The organism is Rhizorhapis sp. SPR117, from assembly GCF_021742065.1.
Genome location: NZ_JAKKIE010000216.1, coordinates 1 through 700 on the forward strand (window position 1 = coordinate 1; position 700 = coordinate 700).

The window sequence follows — 700 nt, forward strand, 5'->3', positions numbered from 1 at the left end:
GCAGTGCTGGAGGCACCGATGGATTTCACCTTCCAACCGCCGTTTTTGGCTGGACTGTCAGGATATGTCGCCGAGATCGGCGCGGGCCTATGCTGTGCTGACCTCGGTCTGCCCAATGTCCTCCATGACAGTCATGCCAGCTATGTCGGGCATTGGCTCGGTATCCTGCGCGGTGACAAATCCGCCATCATTCATGCCGCCGCCAAGGCCGAGCAGGCTTTCGCCTACCTCAAGAGCTTCGGCGCGCTCAGCGCCGAAGATACTGCTGACGGTAATGACGCGGCCGTGTCTGAACCTGCACTCGCTGCCTGACGCCTTCCGCCGCGGATCTCAATTTAAGAAAGGACCACATCATGGGATGGCTCTTCATGCCGTTTACGTCGATGGGCGGCCACAAAACCGCCAAATCCTATCTCGACGCTCAACTGACGTATGAAAACACCCTCGAGGACGGCACCAAGCGCGGCCTCAGGGTGCTCGCGTCCTCCTGTCCGGGAAATCGAACCTATTACGCCGCAGCCCAGGAAATCGTGAACGGCATTCCCGGCACCGTCTTCGCCGTGGTGTGCCTGGTGCGCTGGAACCCGCGCTCGCGCGACGGCCACCAGTTCGGGTACAAGGATAGTGCGCCGTTGCGGCGCTGAAATGGAGTATCAGTGATGATGAGGTAAGTTGAGAATGCCTCTGCTCGCCGGACTAA

General features: G+C 59.7%; 1 protein-coding gene and 1 pseudogene. Both read left to right on the forward strand.

The window, feature by feature from the left end:
- Nucleotides 1–312 (forward strand): zincin-like metallopeptidase domain-containing protein (locus L3X40_RS22055; protein WP_237367462.1); only part of this gene is annotated, 312 nt, incomplete at its 5' end.
- A gap of 41 nt (nucleotides 313–353) precedes the next feature.
- Nucleotides 354–623 (forward strand): annotated as a pseudogene (locus L3X40_RS22060) (DUF6927 domain-containing protein); the annotation flags it as partial.
- Nucleotides 624–700: the final 77 nt, after the last annotated feature.